This is a genomic window from Fibrobacter sp., assembly GCA_017503015.1.
In the GTDB taxonomy this organism is placed as follows: domain Bacteria; phylum Fibrobacterota; class Fibrobacteria; order Fibrobacterales; family Fibrobacteraceae; genus Fibrobacter.
Genome location: JAFVTX010000047.1, coordinates 1 through 17,928, shown reverse-complemented (window position 1 = coordinate 17,928; position 17,928 = coordinate 1). Strand labels below are relative to the sequence as shown.

The 17,928-nt window shown below is 52.9% G+C and carries 14 protein-coding genes; 4 read left to right on the top strand and 10 right to left on the bottom strand.

Annotated elements, in window-relative coordinates:
- Window positions 1–9 precede the first annotated feature (9 nt).
- Complete coding sequence (locus tag IKB43_08355) at window positions 10–999, bottom strand: hypothetical protein (protein MBR2470144.1); 990 nt, start codon at window positions 997–999, stop codon at window positions 10–12.
- Between the two features lie 62 nt (window positions 1,000–1,061).
- Here IKB43_08355 and IKB43_08350 point away from each other — a divergent pair, with 62 nt between their 5' ends.
- Window positions 1,062–1,454: an NADH-quinone oxidoreductase subunit A gene (locus IKB43_08350; GenBank protein ID MBR2470143.1), complete on the top strand. Its 393-nt coding sequence runs from the start codon at window positions 1,062–1,064 to the stop codon at window positions 1,452–1,454.
- 76 nt (window positions 1,455–1,530) lie between these two features.
- On the opposite strand, the gene IKB43_08345 is transcribed toward IKB43_08350, so the two are convergent.
- The 3 genes from IKB43_08345 to IKB43_08335 all read right to left on the bottom strand — a co-directional run bounded on the left by IKB43_08345 (window position 1,531) and on the right by IKB43_08335 (window position 4,340).
- Window positions 1,531–2,088 carry an NADH peroxidase gene (locus IKB43_08345; protein MBR2470142.1) on the bottom strand — a complete coding sequence of 186 codons (558 nt, stop codon included), beginning with the start codon at window positions 2,086–2,088 and terminating at the stop codon, window positions 1,531–1,533.
- A 56-nt stretch (window positions 2,089–2,144) separates the two neighbouring features.
- Window positions 2,145–2,801 (bottom strand): TrkA family potassium uptake protein, encoded by a 657-nt coding sequence (locus IKB43_08340; GenBank protein ID MBR2470141.1) that lies wholly within the window; start codon window positions 2,799–2,801, stop codon window positions 2,145–2,147.
- 144 nt (window positions 2,802–2,945) lie between these two features.
- Window positions 2,946–4,340 (bottom strand): potassium-transporting ATPase subunit KdpA, encoded by a 1,395-nt coding sequence (locus tag IKB43_08335; protein ID MBR2470140.1) that lies wholly within the window; start codon window positions 4,338–4,340, stop codon window positions 2,946–2,948.
- 96 nt (window positions 4,341–4,436) lie between these two features.
- Between IKB43_08335 and IKB43_08330 the strand changes: the two genes are divergently transcribed.
- Window positions 4,437–5,327, top strand: a complete 891-nt coding sequence (locus tag IKB43_08330; protein ID MBR2470139.1) for a hypothetical protein — start codon at window positions 4,437–4,439, stop codon at window positions 5,325–5,327.
- Here IKB43_08330 and IKB43_08325 read toward each other — a convergent pair.
- The 3 genes from IKB43_08325 to IKB43_08315 all read right to left on the bottom strand — a co-directional run bounded on the left by IKB43_08325 (window position 5,324) and on the right by IKB43_08315 (window position 10,478).
- Window positions 5,324–7,834 carry an InlB B-repeat-containing protein gene (locus IKB43_08325; GenBank protein ID MBR2470138.1) on the bottom strand — a complete coding sequence of 837 codons (2,511 nt, stop codon included), beginning with the start codon at window positions 7,832–7,834 and terminating at the stop codon, window positions 5,324–5,326. The two genes, IKB43_08330 and IKB43_08325, sit on opposite strands and share 4 nt — an antisense overlap.
- Before the next feature lie 154 nt (window positions 7,835–7,988).
- Window positions 7,989–9,398, bottom strand: a complete 1,410-nt coding sequence (locus IKB43_08320; GenBank protein ID MBR2470137.1) for a DEAD/DEAH box helicase — start codon at window positions 9,396–9,398, stop codon at window positions 7,989–7,991.
- Window positions 9,399–9,410: 12 nt separating this feature from the next.
- Complete coding sequence (locus IKB43_08315) at window positions 9,411–10,478, bottom strand: glucokinase (GenBank protein MBR2470136.1); 1,068 nt, start codon at window positions 10,476–10,478, stop codon at window positions 9,411–9,413.
- Window positions 10,479–10,703: 225 nt separating this feature from the next.
- On the opposite strand from IKB43_08315, the gene IKB43_08310 reads away from it, so the two are divergent.
- On the top strand, window positions 10,704–11,597 hold the full coding sequence (locus tag IKB43_08310; protein ID MBR2470135.1) for a DMT family transporter: 894 nt from the start codon (window positions 10,704–10,706) through the stop codon (window positions 11,595–11,597).
- A gap of 127 nt (window positions 11,598–11,724) precedes the next feature.
- Window positions 11,725–14,295 carry a hypothetical protein gene (locus IKB43_08305; protein ID MBR2470134.1) on the top strand — a complete coding sequence of 857 codons (2,571 nt, stop codon included), beginning with the start codon at window positions 11,725–11,727 and terminating at the stop codon, window positions 14,293–14,295.
- A gap of 189 nt (window positions 14,296–14,484) precedes the next feature.
- Here the strand turns inward: IKB43_08305 and IKB43_08300 are convergent, their stop codons facing one another.
- From IKB43_08300 to IKB43_08290, 3 genes are all read right to left on the bottom strand, one after another.
- Window positions 14,485–16,608: a glycoside hydrolase family 9 protein gene (locus IKB43_08300; protein ID MBR2470133.1), complete on the bottom strand. Its 2,124-nt coding sequence runs from the start codon at window positions 16,606–16,608 to the stop codon at window positions 14,485–14,487.
- A 96-nt stretch (window positions 16,609–16,704) separates the two neighbouring features.
- Window positions 16,705–16,926 carry a hypothetical protein gene (locus IKB43_08295; GenBank protein ID MBR2470132.1) on the bottom strand — a complete coding sequence of 74 codons (222 nt, stop codon included), beginning with the start codon at window positions 16,924–16,926 and terminating at the stop codon, window positions 16,705–16,707.
- Window positions 16,927–17,012: 86 nt separating this feature from the next.
- The coding region (locus tag IKB43_08290) for a DNA methylase (protein MBR2470131.1) at window positions 17,013–17,928 on the bottom strand (916 nt) is incomplete at its 5' end.

Genomic DNA, 17,928 nt, shown 5'->3' with positions numbered 1-17,928 from the left:
GGAGCGAAGTTATTCCGTAGTCACGCAACGAACATTGTAGGCTCTGCCATCTGCACCCGTCGTCAGAAACTGACTTTCAAATGAGGAACCGTAGTCCTGAACCTGCAGAACAACTTCATTAACACTACTCTCTTGAATCCAGAGGTACCCCTGATTACCATTGTTCCCAAAAGTCGTTCCGCCTTCTAACTTGAAGCGACCACCCAAGACCCACCAGTCATCTTTCTCCTTGCGGGGCTTCTCGGCCATGGATTCAAGCGCAGCATCAACTTCGGCCTTCGTAGGCAGGCGCCACCCCGAAGGACAAACAACCTGGGCAACACTATAGGCATAATAAACACCGAAACGGTCACAAACATCCACCGTTTCCTTTTCTTCACCGGGGCCTGGTTTAACAACTTCGATTGTTGTGCAATAGAACCCGGTATTCGGCCTATACCCGAGATTTGATTCCATCCAATACACTGAACCAATTTGGGTTATTTTATACACCTTGTTGTCCCTATTGTCCGTGAGCTTCATGGCAGTCTTGTCTACCGTGGGAGCGCGTGAATCCACGCTAACCGCAGGGGCTTGCGAACTGGAGGACTGCTTTACCGAAGAACTAGAATTACCCTTGGAACTGGACGAGCCGCCCGAAACATTCGTCCCGGAAGATGCGGGTTTCGTTGCAGAAGACGAACTAGGTGCAAAGTTTTTTTCGCAGCCTTCGGTCCAGCAAAAAACACCACTACTGTAATAAAGGCTTCCTTCGGCATCGGCCACAAAAATGGTGTCCTTGCCACCGTTAATGACAATCTTATCGCCTGGCTTTGAGGAGGAGTTGCTTTGGACTGTCGCACCAGAGTTGCCAGACTTAGCTTCATCACCGGACGCACTCGAAGAATCGACATCGCCAAGTTCGTCGACACTTACCTTGCTAGGACTACCACCGTCCGAACACGCAGCAAACAAAAATGCTGCACAAAAAAACAGAATCCACGTTTTTAATGCACTCATAGCCTAAATATAACCTCTGGAGTCTAAAAAAGCACGTAAAATTATACTATCTTTTGGCCACTATGAGCAATGTAGAGGTTTTTGACACTACTTTCGCCGTGACCATCCTGGTCATTATGGCGGTTTGCATCCCCACCGCACTTTTGCTGGCCAACTGGTTCTTGCACCCTGGCAAAATCAAGGATACCGCCATCAAGGGCACATCCTACGAGTGCGGTCTCGCCCATGTGTCGGGTACGGCCAACGAACGCTATCCGGTCAAATACTACCTGGTAGCCATGCTGTTCCTGGTGTTCGACCTAGAAGTGGCATTCCTGTACCCCTGGGCCGTACAGTTCCTGGCCGGCGGCTGGGAGCTTTTGCTGGTGCTACTAGGCTTCTTGGTTATCCTGGAAGCAGGCTACCTCTACGTGTTCCGCAAGGGCGTGCTGGATTGGGCAACCCTCAAAGACTAAGTTTCTAGAGTATTCTATCTCAAAATAAAGAACGCAGGATTTCGGTCCTGCGTTCTATTTTTTATTTGAATTTCTACTACTTGAAGTACCGGCCCAGCAAACCCTGGAAGGCAGAGCCGTGACGGGCCTCGTCCTTGCACATCTCGTGAACAGTGTCGTGGATGGCGTCGTAGCCCAGTTCCTTGGCGCGCTTGGCCAGGGCGAGCTTGCCTTCGGTGGCACCGGCTTCGGCGGCAACCCTGAGTTCCAGGTTCTTCTTGGTGTCGGGATAGACCACCTCGCCCAGCAGTTCGGCGAACTTGGCGGCGTGTTCGGCCTCTTCAAAAGCGATACGCTTGTAGGCCTCGGCCACTTCGGGATAGCCCTCGCGGTCTGCCTGGCGGCTCATGGCCAGGTACATGCCTACCTCGGTACATTCTCCCGTAAAGTCCTGCCGCAGCTGCTGGACCACCTCGGCGTCCAAGCCCTGGGCAACGCCAATCTTGTGTTCGTCGGCCCAGACAATCTTGCCACCGGCGCTCTGTTCTACCTTTTCGAAGAACTTGCTCTTGGGGGCCTTGCACTGGGGGCATTCATCCGGGGCTTCCGGTCCCATGTGCACGTAGCCGCAAACCTTACAAACCCATACTTTCATACTGTGTCTCCTCTCCGCTCCAAGGCGGGGCTGATGTGTGAATTTTTATGCGAGCCCTAAGCCTTGAAGCTGTCCAGGGCCTCGTTGGGGCCGATCAAGAACAGCACGTCGTTTTCTTTGAGCACGTAGTCGGCGATGTTACCGATCTTGGGCTTGGATTCCAGCGGGTCGCGGATGGCAATCACCTGGATGCCGTACTTGTGGGTCAGGGACAAATCCTTAAGGGTCTTGCCCTGGAACTTTTCGGGGCACACGATCTCGATAATGGAGAAGCCTTCCATGAACGGCAAAAAGTCCAGCATGTTGGGGCGGTTGAGCCGCTCGGCCAGACTGATGGCGGAATCCCTTTCGGGATGGAAGATGTCGGACACCCCCAGCTTTTCGAGAATGCTGGTATGGGCCGCACTGCTGGACTTGGCAATGATATGCTTTACGCCCAACTCCTTCAGGTTCAGCACCGTAAGGAGCGAGGCCTGCAGGTTTTCTCCTATGCAGACGATAACGGAATCCGCCTTCTGCAGGGGGATAGACGAAAGCTGCTTGAGGCGGGTACTGTCCGCCACAATTGCCTGAGAAACAGAACTGGAAATGTCCTGCACCTTGTCGGGGTGGCAGTCGATGACCATCACGTCGTGACCCAGGGAGGTCAAGTGCTTGGCCAAAAAGATGGCCGAGTTCCCGAGCCCGATAATTACAAATTGTTTAGAAGCCATGGCTTAAATATAGTTACTAGTTAATAGTTACTAGTTAGTAGTTGATGCTGGCTTCGGGATGTTTAATACCTTAATCGCAATAAAAATCTTGTTTTTTGTATTCTAGTAACTTAGAACTCAGAACTAGAAACCGCGGCGAAGCCGCTAGCCCACCATGATATCTTCTTCGGCGAACCAGGTGGTGTTCTGGACACGACCCGCCACGGCAGAAATCAAGAAGAGGGGGCCCATACGGCCAATGAACATCACGCAGCAGATGACTATGCGGCCAACGGTAGATAATTCACCCGTTAATCCCATGGAAAGCCCGCAAGTACTGTAGGCACTCACCACCTCGAACAGCACCTTGAGGAAAGAGGACTGTCCGGCACCAGACACCCCTCCAGGGATTTCGGTACAGAGCAGAATCAAGGTCGCAAGCACAATGACCACGATGGCCACCACGAAAATCCGCACCGCCTTATCTACGGTGGTTTCAGGAATGGTGCGACCAAGAACCTGGGTCTTTTCGCGCCCCAACAGGCGATTGAACCCCAAAAGCCCAATCACCGCAGCGGTAGTCACCTTCACACCACCACCGCAGCTGCCGGGGTTTGCACCGATGAACATGATGACGATAAAGAAGAACAGGGAGCTGGCACACAGGCCGGGAACATCTACCGTGTTGAGCCCAGCGGTGCGGCTGGTAAAGGCCATGAACAGGGTGGATTCAAACTTCTGCCCAACGCTCAGGTCGCCAAGGGTGTTGTTCCATTCCGTAAGCGAGAACACCAACACGCTGGCCGCCACCACAAACAGGGTACCGAAGGTCGCGATGCGGGTATGGAGCGAAATTTTCCGGACCTTGCGCTGCTTAAAGTCAAACACATACTGGAGTTCCGTCACGGCCAAGAAACCAAATCCCCCCGCCAGGGCCAGCACGCAAGTGGAAATGTTCACCAGGGGGTTCAGCTGGAACTGCACCAGGGAATCCGGGAACAGGGTAAAGCCCACATTACAGAAAGAACTTACCGCCTGGAACACCGAGACGAATATGCGGTCGTAGAGCGTGGCGCCAGAGAACTGGGTAAAATAGACCGCCGCCCCGATCAGTTCGAGGATGAAGGTAAAGGGCAGAACCGCCTTCAGGATTTTCGAAGGGTCGATGTTTCCCTCTTGAGAAAAAGCCGAAAGCAGCACGGACTGGTGGTTAAAGCCGGGGTGCATGCCCGCCAAAAGAATCAAGGTGGTAGAAACCGTCATGATTCCAAGACCGCCCAGCTGCATCAGCACCAGCAGGACCCAGTCGCCAAAGTGGGTAAACGTACTGCTGATATCCAGCACAGAGAGCCCCGTGACGCATACGGCAGATGTGGCGGTAAACAAGGCTTCCAAAAAGGAGATGGGCGTCCGGAGCGACACCGGAAGTCGAAGCAAAATAGCGCCAACAAGAATCAGCAACAGGTAACCCAAAACTACCAGCGTAATGGGGTTGGTCTGTTTCTTCTTGGCAACGGGGCCGTCGGCAAAACGCAGGCCCTGATACTTGGAGCGCAACATGGGGGGGAATATAGCAAATAGTTGTCAGTTATGAGTTGAGAGTTGTTCTATTGATGGAAACCAGCCTTCGACTAAAAAGCTAAATTTGGCGCCGTCATGAAAAACTTGCGCGCCATCCTGATGCCTGTGGCCATTTTACTCGGAATTTTGATTCCCCAGGCCCATGTGTTGTCTCCCTTGATGCCGTTTTTGATCGGCACCATGATGTTCCTTACCTTCGTGACGAAAATCCCGCCCCAGACCCACGGATACACCTTCAAGATTGAGATTCGAGCCTTCGTGGCAAGCCTGATTCTCATCGGAATCTTGTGGGCCATCGTTACTGCGTTCAACCTCCCGCGGGAAGTACTCTTGGGAGGGGCCATCATCGCCCTGTGCCCGCCCGCAAATGCAGCTCCCGCCATGGCGAAAATGCTGGGCGGTTCGGCATCGCTGGCCCTGAAAATATTCCTGAGCGGCAACCTGATCGCCTGCTTCTCCATCCCGCTAATTTTTGGCTACCTGACCGGAGCAGACGCAAGCCTTTCTGAAATCGCCTGGAAAATCTTCAATACCATACAGCCCATCATCAGCATTCCGCTAGCTTTTGCGCTTGGGCTTCGGGCCTTTTATCCGGAGCTTGCCGACAGGGCGGCCAAGTTCCAGAAGTATACCATGTTCGTGTGGACATTTTCCGTATTCGTGATTCTTGCAAAGGCCAGCTACGACATTCGCGAAATGGGATTTATGGATCTGTGGAACAGCGGGAAGCTACCCATGATGGCGGGAATTTCACTAGTCCTTTGCCTACTGCTATTCTGGCTGGGCTGGTTCTGCGAAAGAAACCGCCGGCCCATCGAAGGTTCCCAGAGCATGGGTCAAAAGAACACCACCCTGGTCATCTGGATTTCTACGCTGTACGCAGGTCCGGTGGTGGCCCTTGCCCCCACCTGCTACGTGGTCTGGCAAAACCTGGTGCTCAGCTGGATGAGCCGCAAGAAGCTTTAACGGATGCGGGCCTGGCGGACCACTCCGTTTACCCGCACCACGTAATTCCCAGGAACAAGACCGGTCACCCTAAACCCGGTAGAACCGGCGACACCTTTCCGAACCAAGCGTCCCTGCATATCCATCACGGACACGATGGCGCCAGATTTCACATTGGTAATTTCCAGCCCGCGGTTTTGGACCACAATGCCGAAACTATGAATCCTCACGGAGGCGAAGCCTCTTATAGAAGAGGGGTCTTTTTTATATGTCGGGTCTTCTACCCAATAAGGGTATAGGGTCAAGGTGCTGTTCTGCTTGTAGACGGCGTCCAGCTCATAAACCTTGGAGCCTCCATTCTTGGTGGACCAGCCATCCTGAAGGTATCCTTCCCTGGTATAGGAGGCTCCCCTCAGATTGATGGGAACGTCGTACTGCTTTACATCCGATGGCACCACCTCTACACCATAGGAGCCTGCCATGTAGACAATGGGGAATGTCTTGACGGACCATTTGGCAAACAAAGCCTTGTCTCCCGTAGAGCCCTTGGTTATCTGTACCGCAGGCATGGAGAATTTTTTATCGTAATACCAGCCTTCAAATGCATAACCTGTCTTTGAGGGGTTCTTCAGTTCAATACTTTCACTCTTGATATTGTACGAGGCGGGATTCTTGGAATTGTTTTTTCCACCGTTCAATTCGTATGTAATGGTATAGTCTACAGGAGACCACTTGGCATGAATTACCGTATCCCCTGTTATAATCGTACTGAAGTCAAATGCATCGTCGCCATCCTCAAGACCGAACCACCCTTCAAATTCATAACCTGTAGCCTCAGGGTTTTCGGGCTGAGCCACAGTCTGGTCATTCTGGGCATTTTCCTGAACATAGACCTCTGTCGTACCGAACCCGTGGGTGTTGAAAGTTACCACATAAGTGGGCGCCGCAACCCAGACGGCATAGAATGTCTTTTGTTCCGAAGCCGCGCCAAAATCGTTCAAGGCCTCGGTAGCATCTTCAGTGGCGGCCCAACCGGCAAAGTAGTATACCGTTCCATCTTTAGCATACCGCGGTACTCCAATTCCATCCACATCAATTTTGTCACCCGCGGCAACCAGCTTTTTCTTTAAATTCGACGGTGCTTCTCCATCTGCATCAAAGACTCCCTTAGTCGTAGCATCAAAGGTAATCAGATACATGGTTTTCCAATAAGCATAAATCGTCTGGGGCCCCTTCACCGTGCCCAAATTCTCGGTAGGTTGCGCCGCATCGGAGGTCAAAGCCCAGCCGCCAAAGACAGTATCGCCATGGACGGGAGTCGATATTTCGTCAGCTGTAATCAAGTCTCCCGCCTTAAGGAACTTGGTATACTTGGCTCCGCTTGTAAACGCCCCCTCGTTGGCATTAAAACTAATCTGGTAAACCACATTCCCATTGGCATCCAGTGATATGCCGTTGAGGGTTATATGGGCAGCACCAATACCCCACGAGCCTTCCTTAGAACAAGCATTATTTGCCCACTGACCGCCATTCAGATCGCAAACCACCTTGCCTATGTTGAGGTTCTTGGCACTGGAAATAGTACCTTCCATGGTCAAGCCATCGGCAATCTTTCCTAACCCGTCTTCAATAATGTCCGTGTCGAAATAGGACCTAGAAACAGATAGCGCCCCCTTCTCATAATAGCCTACAACGCCACCGGCAGTGCCGTTCCCGCTATTGATAATGATACTCCCATCGTACACGCAGGCATCGACAGAAACACCTCCCGTAACACCTTCTCCTTCACGGATAGAACCCACAACGCCTCCCACATAGGATTCGTCGCCGCTTACCCAGACATCAACCGTACTCAGGCTGTTATTAATGCTTCCTTTCCATGCGTTACCCACAAGGCCGCCAATACTGTTGCCCTTGCCACTCGTGAGAATTTCTCCCGTTACAAAGCAATTTTCAACGGTTCCGCCCCTTTGGAATCCTACAAAAGGTCCCACAGAAATCGGGTTGTCCTTGCCACCGGATACACCCTTGTTAGTTGCCGCCAGAATATCCACATCTTGTAGATTCAGGTTCTTGATGGTTCCGCCATTAAGAACACCGACAAGGCCTACATTCTGGGCATTGCACTTGGGATATTTCGCTGGGCAGAAGGCTCCGGGAATCTCGCCCAATTCCTCAGAATTCAGATACAGGTTTGAAATAGTCTGGTAGTTCCCATCAAAGACTCCGCCAAACATTATGGCTCCAGAACCGGAGGCTATGGGCATAAACAGCTTGTGCCCCATATCCAGCGGAGCCATCAGCTTGGCATTAATGTTGATTGTCCCAGAAGTTGAATTCACGGAATCGGCAAACCAGGCTAGATTCGCCTCATTCTCAATGAGAAAATATTCCTGCTTGTCTATGGTTTCTGTTTTGGAGGGCTTCGTTTTGGTTTTCCCATCCCATGCAGCAAATGACAAATTGACGCCCACCACAAAAAGCAGCAGGGCAAGGGACTTTGTCACCAAACAAGAGGTTTTTTCCATAAACCGCTCCTTTTTCGTATCAAAACAAACCTGCAATGTGCGGCACACTGCAGCGATTCCTAGACTGAAAATAATCAAATTTTTTGAAAAAACGCGGCAATGACTAAAAAAATACGCACATTGTCACATTTTGAGGGCTTCAATCTACACTATTCTAACTTGGAGTATTGCCCGATTCCCGCATGCGGCGACGGGCACGGGAGCCGGGACGATTGCGGCGATGCTTTTGGTGCCCCGGCTTTTGGGGCTGTTCGGATTTCTGCTCGGGCTTAGCATATTGGGCAGGCTGCGCCAGTTTCGGGGTCTGTTGCTTGTGGGCCTTGGGCGGGTTCTGCGCCGGTTTTTGGTGCCGTGCAGGTTTAGGGATGCCGCGACCGCGGGCGTTGCGCATCTCGCTTTCGGGAGTCTCCTTCTGCGGGGGCGGCAATTTCTCAAAGATGGCCTTGTCCCCTTCGGGAATCTTTATCTTGGTAAGCTTCTCGATGGCCCGCAGGTCCTGCTCCTCATCAGGGGCGCAGAACGAGATGGCGATGCCGTCCTTGCCGGCGCGAGCCGTACGGCCAATGCGGTGCACAAAAGTTTCGGGAACATCGGGCAGGTCGTAGTTGAACACGTGGCTCACATCGTCCACATCGATTCCGCGGGCAGCGATGTCGGTGGCCACCAACACGCGGATCTTCTCGTCCTTGAAGTTCTTCAGGGCCTCTTGCCTGCGGGTCTGGCTCTTGTTGCCGTGAATGGCGGCACACTTGATGCCAGCCTTTTCCAACACGCGGGTAATCTTGTCGGCGCCGTGCTTGGTGCGGCTGAACACCAGCACCTTCCTCATTTCGGGGTGTTCAAGCAAAAGCTCCTTCAGGAGCGCACCCTTACGGCGCTTGTCTATGCGGTACAGTTCCTGACGGATGCGTTCGATGGGCGTGCTCTGGGGCGCAACCTCTACGCGAACCGGATTCGGCCGGAGGATGGTCGATGCCAACTTGGTGATGTCGTCGGGCATGGTGGCGCTGAAGAACAGGTTCTGACGCTTTTGCGGGAGCAATGCCACCACCTTACGGATATCGTGGATGAATCCCATGTCCAACATGCGGTCGGCCTCGTCCAGCACAAAGAATTCCAGGGCCTTCAGGGAAACCGCCTTCTGGCCGATAAGGTCCAGCAGACGCCCCGGAGTCGCCACCAGCACGTCTACGCCCCGGACCAGGCAGTTCTTCTGGGAGGCGTCCCCGACGCCGCCAAAGATACAGGTACTGGAAATAGCCGTAAACTGGGCGTACTGCTTGAAACACTCCTCCACCTGGATGGCAAGTTCCCGAGTAGGGAGCAGGATCAGGGCCCGGCAGGTCTTGGGCGCACGGAACTTTCCGGAATCCAGAAGCAGCTGCAAAATCGGCAGGGCGAAAGCCGCCGTCTTGCCGGTGCCCGTCTGGGCGATTCCCAGCAGGTCCTTACCTTCGAGCAGGCTCGGGATAGACTGTTCCTGGATGGGGGTGGGCGTTTCGTAGCCTACGGCACGGATGGCGCGCTGCAAGGGGTTTGCCAGAGGGAGTTCTGAAAAAAGCATATTGGGCAGCGTTTACTTCTGCAAGTTCAGGCTTGCGTTGGCCGCACCGTACAGGCTAATGCTGTAATCCTTGATAATATACACCGGAATCTTGTTCAAGAGCGGACGGATGTTCGGATTGTAGTTCTTTTCGAAATACTTCATGAACAGGTTGTCGCGCTCGAGCCAGCGCAAATCCTTCTGCACCGTACCGCCAGCCAGGTAGAGGCCACCCAGGGGCAAGAACAGCGTAGAGGCATCGCTTGCAAAGCGGGCGAGCATCTTCACGAACAGGCGCATCATCTCGGCAGCCACCGGGTCGGTATCGCTCGCGCGGCTGATGTACTTGGGGCGATCGTTGGGTTCAGTTTCTTCAATCTTCTTGAAGGCCTCGTTATCGGGAACGCCGCGGGTCTCCTTCCACCATTCATACATATTGCGAAGCCCCATGCCAGATACCAGCGGTTCCACACCGGGAACCATACCAATCTTCTTTTCCATGTAGTCGTGGAATTCCTGGGAATCCTTGTCGAAGGGGGCGAAGGTGGAATGCCCGCCCTCCGAAGAAGCGGGGATGTATTTCTCGCCGTCGAAGGCAAGGAAACCAACGCCCATGCCGGTACCCGGACCGATGACCGCCTTGGTGGCCTTCTGCGGGGCTGGCTGGCTGCCGTCGGTATGGGTGAGCTTGAAAATCTGCTTGGGGTCGTCCACGTCGAGCGTCGGGATACCGTAGCTGATGGCCATGAAGTCGTTGATGACGAGCGTCGGGATGCCGGTCGCCGCGGTGAGGGCGTCGCCGTCCACGCTCCACGGGAGGTTCGTCATGACGCACTTGTTGGCAGCCACCGGACCCGCGGCACTGATGCACACGTGGCTCGGCTTGAGGTCAGCTCGGCTTTCCGCGGCGAGCTTGAGCGTCTCGCGGATAGGAGCGTCGAGACCGTCGATGTCCTTGGAGGGGCACACCGTTTCAAGAATCAGCGTGAACTTGCCATCCTTGTAGCCCACCAGGCCAAGGTTCGTGTTGGTGCCACCAATATCGCCTGCCAAAACCAGGCGGTCAAACTTTGCATCGGGATTAAGCCATTTGATTTCCATAAAAAAACTCCAGGTTATACGAAAAGAATATAGTAATTCAGGGGTTAGGATCTAGGATTCAGGGGCTAGGATCTAGGATTTAGGGGCTAGAGAAAAATATCATGGCTTCGCCATTCGTTCCAGACGCACGACGTGCGTGATTCTTGTTCACTAAATCCTAATCTCTAGTCTCTAGCCCCTCCCTTGTATTCTAGCTCCTAGTCTCTTATTTCTACATTTCTCGCGATGAAAAACAGCACCGCCATCTGGCACATATTGGCCGTCGCCACCGTAATCTTCTGGGGCACGAGCTTTGTGAGTACCAAGGTCCTGCTGACCCACGGTTTTTCGGCGGTACAGGTGTTCTTTATCCGGTTCGTGTTCACCTACCTGCTGTTGCTGGCCATAAACCACAAGAAAATCCTGGCGCAAAACTTCAAGGACGAGTTTTTGCTGTTCATCAGCGGCATCACCGGCGGTACGCTGTACTTTTGGGCTGAAAACACGGCCCTCACCCTGTCGCCATCTTCTAACGTGTCCCTCATCGTCTGTACCAACCCGCTGCTCATCATGATTTTTGGCGGGCTCCTGTTCAAAAGCGAGCGGCTCAAGTCCAGACAAATCCTGGGTTCCCTGCTGACTTTCGTAGGGATGGTGCTGGTGGTCCTCAACGGCAAGTTCATATTGAAACTTTCGCCCCTGGGAGATTTCCTCGCCTTTGCGGCAGCCATCCTCTGGACCATCTACTCCCTGAGCCTCAAGCCCTTCAAGGCGCGGTACAGCACCCTGTTCATCACCCGAAAAATTTTTTTCTACAGCATTGTCAGTTCCATCCCCCTCATGGCGGCAGAACATCTGCAAGGGCGTTCCATTCCATGGGAAAACTTTGCCGAACCCGTAGTAGCGTTTAACTTTTTGTGCCTCGCCATATTCTCTTCGCTACTGGGCTATGTGGCATGGAACACCGTCCTAAAAAAACTGGGTACGGTCCTGGCCAGCAACTATGTCTATGCCCTGCCCCTGGTAACCATCATCACCGCCATGATTGCCATCGGGGAACGCATCTCTCCTGTGGCCTGGGCAGGAGCCGCCACCATCGTCATGGGCATGGCCATCGCGGAATACAAGGGCAAGCGATAACTTACCCAATTCTTACGAATTAGCGTATTTTGGACAATATGTCCACATTGTAAACAAAACTGACCTACGGTTTTTTACGCCTTCAAGTTATATTTACACCGGGATATTAACAAAAAAAGGATTGAGTATGAATATCTTGAAGACGACTGCCGCGTTTGGGTTGGCCATTGTGGCCAGCGGCTCCATGGCCCAGGCCGCCTATGTCTATAACAGCATACAGAACTGGGGCGGCGGCTATGTACCTGGAGTCACGTTCAACTCTGCAGGTCAAGCCTACATCCGCACCGACGTGGGTGGAGCCTACCTCTGGAATGCAACAGCTTCTGAATGGGTTCCACTAAACGATTCCTTTACCAGCGGTAACGACATGGGTTCTATCGCCTTGGCCGTTGACATTACCGACGACAAGAACGTCTATACGACCGGCGGGCTCTATACCGATGTCAGCTGGTGTTCCGAAGGATCTGTTTTCCGTTCGACTGATGGAGGCGCATCATGGACAAAATACCCACTGAACTCTAAAACCGTTTCAGGAACGGCGGCCGCTAAATTAACAAGCGACGGTTCCATCTGCCTAGGCGGAAACGGAGATGGTCGTGGTATGGGCAACCGGCTGGCAGTCAAGGGATCCACTGTCTACCTGGGCACCAACCAGAACGGACTCCTGAAAAGCACAAACAACGGACAGAGCTGGACGACCATCGCGGGCTTCTTGAATACAGACGGTATAAGCGCCGTCGCCTTTGATTCCAAGGGCAATGTATACGCTGCCCCCTATGCTGGCGGCCTGTACAAGAGCACCGATGGTTCATCATTTACGCAAGTGGCGGCGTCCTTCACCAAGACAGTTTACCAGATGTCTGTTGCAGGCGATGTAATCTGGATTACCAGCAACGACACGAAGCCTTTGGACCAGGGGACATCCAGCGGAGGCCATGTCCACAAGTTCACTATTTCTACGGGCGCAATTCAAGAATTGTCCATGCCAGCCTCCTGTGGAGGCAAGTCCGTGGGTTTCGTGGGTGTTTCTAGCATCGGGGATGGCAAAACTGCAGCCGTGTCCACAGCAAACTGCTGGGGTGGAAATGGCGGTCCTAGTTCTTCGAACTTTGTTCCTCACGAATACATCTATTACACCAAGGATGGCGGCTCCACCTGGAGTGAAATTATGCGTAACGGTTCCTTTGATGCCGCATCTGCCCATAGCAATGCCACCAGCAACCCCCATTGGGTATCGGCTCTAGGAATCAATCCCACCGATCCGGACAACGTGATTTTCGGGACGGGTTACGGTATCTGGAGTACCACCAACGCCACCGCCGCCAAGCCCACTTGGAAATTTACGGACAAGGGTATCGAAGAAACCGTTCCGCTTGGTTATGTAAGCACCACCAAGGGAGCTCCTCTCGTAAGTGTGGTCGGCGATATCGACGGCTATTACCATACCGATTTAGACAGCCCTATGGAAACAAGGCACCAGATTGAAGCCGGTACCAACTACGACATCGACTATGCCGGACTTATGCCCGAAAAGATGATCCGCATTTACAAGGAAGCCACTAAGGGCCTGGGTGCCGTCTCTACCGATGGTGGCAAAACTTGGAAGCAGTTCACAACCGATCAAAGCGCTCTCCCCACATGGACTGTAAATCAGTATGCGGGCTCTAGCACCTATACCAACGAAGACAATTTCGCAGCTATTTCTGCTGACGGTTCTACCATTGTCTGGAACATGGCGGGTAATGGCGTCTATTATTCCTCAAACGATGGCGCCAGCTGGACAAAGGCAAACGGCGTCACCTCCAACGACGTTTCCGGATTCCACGTAGTATCCGACAAGAAAGCCGAAAAGACGTTCTACATCTATAGCGCCAGTGTCGGAAAGCTATTCAAGAGTACCGATGGTGGCAAGAACTGGACTACAGCGAACAGCGATATGGCGACATTGGCGGACTATGCCTACAGCAAGGCTCGGATCTTTGCAAACCCCAACGCCGAGGGAGATCTCTGGGCTGTTCAGGGCATCAATATCGGCGGCGTCGTTTGGACCAATACTTCTGCCGAAGGCGTCTATCACTCTACTGATGGCGGCACCTCTTTCAAAAAGATCAATGGACTTGCCTACGCCGCCTACATAGGCTTTGGAAAGGGAAAAGGTTCTTCTCCCGCCATCTACGCCGTAGGTATGGCCAATACGAGTAATCCCGTCAATTCCATCTACCGCTCCGACGACAATGGGGCGACATGGACAGACATTGGCGATGCCAACCACCGTTTCGGAGAACTCACCATGGTGGTGGGCGACCCCTGCATCTATAGCCGCATCTATCTAGCCGGTAGCGGTCGTGGCATGATTTATGCTCAGGAGCCGGGAAACACGAACGAATGTCCCGATCGTATTGATTACGGCAAAACCACTACTAAGATAACAGAAAAACAGCTCTATGCAGCCGCGCGGACGCTAGAAATTGATGTACATATTCAGGCCAGCGTCATTACAGCTAACTTCAACACAGCAACAACAGGCCGTGCAAGTGTTGCCCTCATGAACAGTCTGGGTCAGGTGATTACAAGCAAAAACGTGAACGCCACCCGTGGGGCCAACAGCGTCTCCCTGGAAACAAGTTACCAGGGAGCTGCCTTCCTGGTTATCCGTCAGGGCAGCCAGAAGATGGTCAAGTCGGTACGGCTGAAATAAACTAGGCTTGCAGCGTAATCACTGCAGTTTTCAGGATGTAGAAAGTCCCCGACACTGTCGGGGATTTTTTTGATTGCTCACGGAAGACGGCAACCGCCCCAGTTTAATAACTGGGGCTTTGTTGCTCACGGATGCTCGACCAGGTCGAGCATGACGAAGTCATAAATCGAAGGAGAACAAAGGGCGAATTTACCTTACCACGACCTTCTTCGGGGCAAATCCCTGTACATGCACTAGGTAGATTCCCTTAGGCAGTGTGGACAGCTGGACTGTATTGCTTGCGTTCGACAATACGGTGTTCATCACCACACGGCCATGCACATCCATCAGGTGAAACTTGCGCCGGGTCGGGCTTACGAAAGACACCTGCAGATTGTGTCCCACCAAGTTCATTTCCATCGTGGCAGTTCCCGATACTTGCGGCAGGGGCGTAACGTCACCAGAATCGGAACTGCTGGAACCACCCTCACCGGAAGAACTCGAAGACGGGAAAACAACCTTCACCGGGTGTTCGTCGTAGCGGGTCACAAGAGCCATCAAGTACCAGGTGGCATGGGGCAGCCACTGTTCTTCCCAGCGCCAGGTCTGCCAGTCTTCCGAAAAACCAGCCGCATAATAATCGTCCCACACGATGCCGGAACCATCCGTATTTTTCCCGGTAATACCGTTGGCAATGCCACCTGTAAACGTTGTACTTGAATAGCTCTGATAAACCGGCGGATTCTTAGTGCCGACGCCCTTCATGACGCTCAAATCGAAGGGGTTCTTGCCCAAGAGCCAGTCCAACTGGTCTGCCGCATACTGGAACGCCTTTGTTGAATCGGCGTAGCTAAGCATTCTTGAAGCGTAAACTGCAGCCGAAGCCAAGGAACCTAGTCTTGCACTTTCTCCCTGCCACCAGTAATTGGTCTCATTGTCATGAGGGATAAAGAAATTCGTTTGGATTTTGCCGCCGGTTTTGACAACTTGCTTGGCATAGCCGAAATGATTGTTTTGGCGGTCTGTCACGCTAATCATCCAATCCAGATGTTTCTTGACAGCCTCGGTGGCTTTTTTCATCAAGACCTCGCCAGGATTGACACAGTTTGCCTCTGACGGACAGGGTTCATACGCAATGTTGTTTTCCAGTTCTATATAGCGCAATAGGGCCACCACAGGGAGGCCGGCGTCACTAGCATGGAAGAACGGACGGGTCTTGTCGTTATCGCTCCAGAAATAGCCATCGTCACTAAGGCGGTCGATCAGGTGTTCCGCCCTCTTGCGAGCAGCGGTCATGTATTTGGACAGGCCCGTGGCAATGGAAAGTTCCGTTGCCGCCATAAGGGCCGTATAGTCGTCGATGATATTTTCCTTTTTATCATCGCAATAAGCACAATCCCCACCCAAGGTCTGCTTACTTTCCAAATGATCAAAACCAGCCTTGGCAGCGGCCAAATACTCGTCCGAGGTGTAGTCGCCATTCTTCCCTAGCGTGGAGGCCCTAGCCAAGGCCGCGATGGCCATGCCGCCACCTTCACGATAGGCAGCCTGGTAATTGGAAGACATCGTTCCTGCACTACCCGAAAAGGCGCACAGGTTCCAGCCGCCATCGGATGCATTCCACCCATTAAAGACAGTGGTGTAGAAATACCCGTCATCACTCAGCATGCGTACCAAAAAGTCTGCACCCCAGAGGGCCTCGTCAAGGGCAAAGCCTCCACTTGTGGCCGTGGTTACGGCCGTAGGGATATGCTCGTTGGCGTGCGCAAGAACCCAAACCGTCAAAGGAATTTGCTGAGGATTCATGTAGTTGGCGTAAGACAAATGGGAAAGGTAGGTGCCATAGTCACCGGAGGCATCACTCCAACCGCCGTGAACATCCTTTTTCTGGCTGCTTCCGTAAATCGTCGCACTTTTATGTCCCGTCATGGTGTTACGATCCAATCGGAAATAATTGAGCACAAGCCCTAGGGTCGTACTCGCCAGGTTTTTGTCTGCAACGGTAATTGCCTTCGATGTCACTGTGTTGCCGCCGGACTTGAATTCAACGGTATAGGATCCCGGTGTATTGACTTTAGAAAAATCAAGATTGTAGTAGACGGTAAAACCATTGGTCCACCCCGTGGGAATCGACCCCACACCGAAAGTTCCCGAAGCGATCGTCGCTCCGTCCTTCTTGATGGAATAGCTCGCTCCGTTCAAATTGTCGCTGGATTCCACCACCAGTGCCTTGGGAAGGTTAGAATCGTAACCGGCCACATTGTAATGGAACGTGACAGCAGCACCTGCCATGGATGCCACGCCTAGAAAAAGAGGAAAATAAAGTTTGCGCATAACTTAAATATATATACGAAACTCGTTTTTTCCTAGAAAAGAATTGTTAAAATAATGATTTTGGCAAAGAATGCAATTTTATGCAAAAAAGCCAATTTATGCCCCGAATTCCTGGTCGTCCAGGGTCAATTCGTGGGCCACTTCGTCCAATTTCTGCTCGGCGGTCCTGGCCAGTGCCGTACTGTGCCCCCGTAAAGCCGCAAAGGGGGCGAAAATTTTGGCACGGGACTCCATGCTCATGCGGGGGTGCTTCATGAGAAAATTCCAGTCATCCCTCGGGTAGGGCAGATCTATTATGTCTGTGTAGTCCTGAGTCATGAGTCGGCGCTATGCGCCTCTGAGAAAAGTACAAAAATGTTTTAGTCCATAATTAAAACTCATAACCCACAACTGACAACTCATGACTACGCCCGGTGTCCTCCGATTTGTCCGTTCCGCTCTACGGTGGTGGCGCCCTCCTGCAGGTCCATGCCCTTGACGATGGCGTTCTTGCCGAAACGTTTCTTGATAAGCAGTTCCGCCTTGAGGCGTTTCTTTTCACGCTCCTGCTTTTGGGCATCGGTAAACAGGTCGTAGCCCTGATTACTTTCGTCTACCACGTCGATGGCCACCAGGTTCAAGCGGCGCACCGTCAGTTGCGGGTCCACGATCCGGTCGAAAAGCCGCATGACCGCCTCGGCAAAGGCGGACTGGGAACTGGTGTAATGCCCGATGGAGGCGGTGCCGTGGGCGGGTTTCGGGATTGTGCGTCCGTAAAAATCCTGCACCGTTTCGCCGTGGTAAATTCCCTTGTCCACATTCTCCCTATCGTAACCTACCGTAAGCACCATGCCCTTGGCCACCAGGTCGTTTTCTACCAGGCGCATAGATACCGTATCCACCATTTCCCGCACCACCAGGCGGGCCTTGTCGAAGGGGTAGGGGTCCTGCAACACCTGGCCTTCTCCCATGCTCTGGGACTGGGGTTTTGCCCTCTTGATGTCTGCGATGGTGCAAGGCTCGTAACCCCAGGCGTGGTCTATCAGGATTTCCGCATTCACGCCGAACATCTTGTACAGGGCGTCAGGTTCCTTGACGCTTACCCGAGCGATATCTCCCATGGTGTGGATTCCCCGCCCACGGTTCAGGTGGCATTTTTCTAGCCTTGCCGCGATGCCACGGCCCACCTGCCAAAAGTTGGTAATGGGCTTGTGGGCCCACAGCTGCCTGCGGTAACTCATCTCGTCCAGTTCCGCGATGCGCACGCCGTCGCTGTCCGCCTCGACATGCTTTACCATCACGTCCATAGCAATCTTGCACAGGTACAGATTTGTGCCGATG

What these genes read in the sequence shown, in the direction of transcription:
- IKB43_08355 (MBR2470144.1), bottom strand. Translation starts at nt 999, where the DNA reads ATGAGTGCATTAAAAACGTGGATTCTGTTTTTTTGTGCAGCATTTTTG.
- IKB43_08350 (MBR2470143.1), top strand. Translation starts at nt 1,062, where the DNA reads ATGAGCAATGTAGAGGTTTTTGACACTACTTTCGCCGTGACCATCCTG.
- IKB43_08345 (MBR2470142.1), bottom strand. Translation starts at nt 2,088, where the DNA reads ATGAAAGTATGGGTTTGTAAGGTTTGCGGCTACGTGCACATGGGACCG.
- IKB43_08340 (MBR2470141.1), bottom strand. Translation starts at nt 2,801, where the DNA reads ATGGCTTCTAAACAATTTGTAATTATCGGGCTCGGGAACTCGGCCATC.
- IKB43_08335 (MBR2470140.1), bottom strand. Translation starts at nt 4,340, where the DNA reads ATGTTGCGCTCCAAGTATCAGGGCCTGCGTTTTGCCGACGGCCCCGTT.
- IKB43_08330 (MBR2470139.1), top strand. Translation starts at nt 4,437, where the DNA reads ATGAAAAACTTGCGCGCCATCCTGATGCCTGTGGCCATTTTACTCGGA.
- IKB43_08325 (MBR2470138.1), bottom strand. Translation starts at nt 7,834, where the DNA reads ATGGAAAAAACCTCTTGTTTGGTGACAAAGTCCCTTGCCCTGCTGCTT.
- IKB43_08320 (MBR2470137.1), bottom strand. Translation starts at nt 9,398, where the DNA reads ATGCTTTTTTCAGAACTCCCTCTGGCAAACCCCTTGCAGCGCGCCATC.
- IKB43_08315 (MBR2470136.1), bottom strand. Translation starts at nt 10,478, where the DNA reads ATGGAAATCAAATGGCTTAATCCCGATGCAAAGTTTGACCGCCTGGTT.
- IKB43_08310 (MBR2470135.1), top strand. Translation starts at nt 10,704, where the DNA reads ATGAAAAACAGCACCGCCATCTGGCACATATTGGCCGTCGCCACCGTA.
- IKB43_08305 (MBR2470134.1), top strand. Translation starts at nt 11,725, where the DNA reads ATGAATATCTTGAAGACGACTGCCGCGTTTGGGTTGGCCATTGTGGCC.
- IKB43_08300 (MBR2470133.1), bottom strand. Translation starts at nt 16,608, where the DNA reads ATGCGCAAACTTTATTTTCCTCTTTTTCTAGGCGTGGCATCCATGGCA.
- IKB43_08295 (MBR2470132.1), bottom strand. Translation starts at nt 16,926, where the DNA reads ATGACTCAGGACTACACAGACATAATAGATCTGCCCTACCCGAGGGAT.